The organism is Paenibacillus sp. P4_A9 (assembly GCF_056402415.1).
Genome location: NZ_JBFUHL010000172.1, coordinates 1 through 2,545, shown reverse-complemented (window position 1 = coordinate 2,545; position 2,545 = coordinate 1). Strand labels below are relative to the sequence as shown.

2 protein-coding genes are annotated in these 2,545 nt (G+C 43.4%); both read right to left on the bottom strand.

The window, feature by feature from the left end:
* Positions 1–187: VTC domain-containing protein (locus tag AC1DVJ_RS30565; protein ID WP_477596629.1), on the bottom strand; the 187-nt coding region annotated here is incomplete at its 3' end.
* Between the two features lie 2 nt (positions 188–189).
* A partial coding sequence (gene pelG / locus AC1DVJ_RS30560; protein WP_477596627.1) for an exopolysaccharide Pel transporter PelG occupies positions 190–2,545 on the bottom strand: 2,356 nt, incomplete at its 5' end.

Sequence of the window (2,545 nt, the reverse complement as noted above, 5' to 3'; positions counted from 1 at the left end):
CTTTATCATAGAGCGAATGATTCTGTGGACCATCGAAATATAAGCTGCGGATGCCGTAYCCTTCCTTGTCATCGGAATTGCCATCCAGCTGCAGCATCGACGCAAGTCGCTGTCGCAGCGTAACATATTCATAAGGATGAATATAATATTTCAGCTCATGGCGCAGTTTTTTCCCGAGAAATTGCACGTTTACTCCACCTTTATGGCTTTAATACCGAAGTAAGATTCATCCTCCGACTTGAACACATCAAATGCAATCTGCTGATGTCCCTTACCGTCATGAACGGTAACTTTCCAGAAGTACTCTCCCGGTTTCAAGCTATCCAGTTCTACACTCGTAGACTCCAAATCTTTCCTTTGTTCTACCACTTGTGTGAATGCCGGATCTTTCGCCAATGTCCATTCATAGCTTAGATCATCTCCTTGCAAATCAAAAGATAGATCCCATATAAATTTATATTTACCATTCTTATGTTCTAATTCACCCAAGAAAAAGGGCTTCGGCTTTTGTACATCCTCATTAAAACGCTCCAGTGAACGTAAGGGAACTCCCTCTAGCCTCTTCAATTCATTATCCAGCTTGTCCAGTTGAACTGGTAGGAAGTTGATATCCGGCACCTTAGCTAAGAATGGTTGGACAACTCCACGGTACGTCTGGAGACGTTTGGCAATCGTTTCACTGTTAATCTTCGTGTACAGCTCGTCAATTTTATCTTTCAACAATTGAACGTTCTTTTCAGTTCGGAAAAACCGGTTATGCACCACGTTCCCCCAATAATTGCTGATCCCTTCACGGAACGGATTTACGTTCTCCGTACTGCCTTGATAACCCCGCTCCCATGCTCCATCAAAGTCCCAAGGAAGGAAATACCATTTATTCGAATTCAAAGGCGAGTACAAGTAGAAATTATGTGCATCCGTATCCATGTTATCCATGAGAATGTTCGAAGCAAGAAATGTCAGGTAATTGTCCATATCAAAATGCTTAGCGAACACCTCATCAATAGGTATTGATGTATTATTCACATCATCAAGCATCGCCAAGAGCTTCTCGTGATCCTCATAGCCGTCTATTTCCAGATGAGTTTCAAACGCCGCTTTATCGTAAGTGGGATCTGACTTAGACTTAAGCTCTTCATTATACCGAAAAAATTCAAAGAATTCTGCTTTATACAATTGCCCATTCGGATCCAGCCAATGGCTTTTGAGAAACTTTTCATTCGGCTGTTCAACATGAGTAAACAAACCATAATCCTCAAAAGCCTGCCCTGCTACCTTTCCTTCGGATAAATCTTTGACGTAGAGATGAACGAATTGAGTCCTGAGGCTTGTAATATCAGGAATCGTCTCAAAAATATCAAAGCTTAATTTGTTTCGGACTCTAACAAAATCAGAAATGTGTTTATTCAGATTCAACGTCCGCTGATCATGCCACAAGCCAGCTTGATCCTGTAGGCGGATTTTATAAGATCGTTGAGCAGCATAGCGGGTGGAACTTCCCCGCAAGCTGATTTTCCCATTGCTATCCGATGTCCCATACCCGAACATGCCTGATTTCGGACCGCTGCCATCCGGCAGGCCTTCCTGCACAATGACCTTGAGATCCCCCTCTTCCATCCGGCTCTTGATCCGATTCATCGCATACCAATTGAGAGGATTCTCTTTGCCACTCTTATCCGGCAGGATCGTCACGTAAATCGTATCGACGGACGTATCATTGTCCTGCTGGTAGAGTCGCTTATCTTCTACCAGTTTATTGTTGGCAGCAAGCGGAGCCGCAACAGATGACGTTTCCTGCCCGACCAGCGTTGATTCCTCTGTCAGGTCATCGTCGGTACAAGCAGTAAGGAACACCATCGCAAAAACGAAAAGCATCGTAACTGCCGTGGATTTGCCCCTGACACGGCGCCAGAAAGGCACCTTCTTTTGAACCGTAATCGGTTGCGCACAAAATGTGTAGTAATCAATATTTCTTACATACATAATGAGGCGGGCAAAAGCGCACAGAAGCGTGACGAAGGCTGCCAAGAAAATACCTAATCCATGATACTCTACGCTCATAGACCAGTATGTAAATATACCGTTCAAGATGACAAACAAACTGCTTACAGCAAGCACACCTCTCCGATCATCAAAATACAGCATGATCAGCATAACAATAAAGGATATAATGAACACAAAGTAACCTAGAACGAGGATGTTGAACGTATAGAGCTGTGCGTTTGTAAAACCAAGCATAGGAAGCAGCTTAATACCTAAAGCAAGAGAAACGACAGTAAACAGCAGCTGCACCTCCATCATAAAGCTGACCTCCTGCATCAAAGTTCGCTGCATATCCCATTTGGCACGCGTGATCTCCTGCAGCGTTCCGCCATTTAAAATTTTATCATAGTACCCTCGAAATTTGTCATAAAAAGTTGTCTCCACAGATACAACAAAAGTGACCAGTGTTGGAATAACCGTTAAATACGCGTAAAAGACTGGCAGATCATAAAAAGGCGAAATCACAAACCGCCCTCCGATTTGTTCACTATAAGGAGTGAAC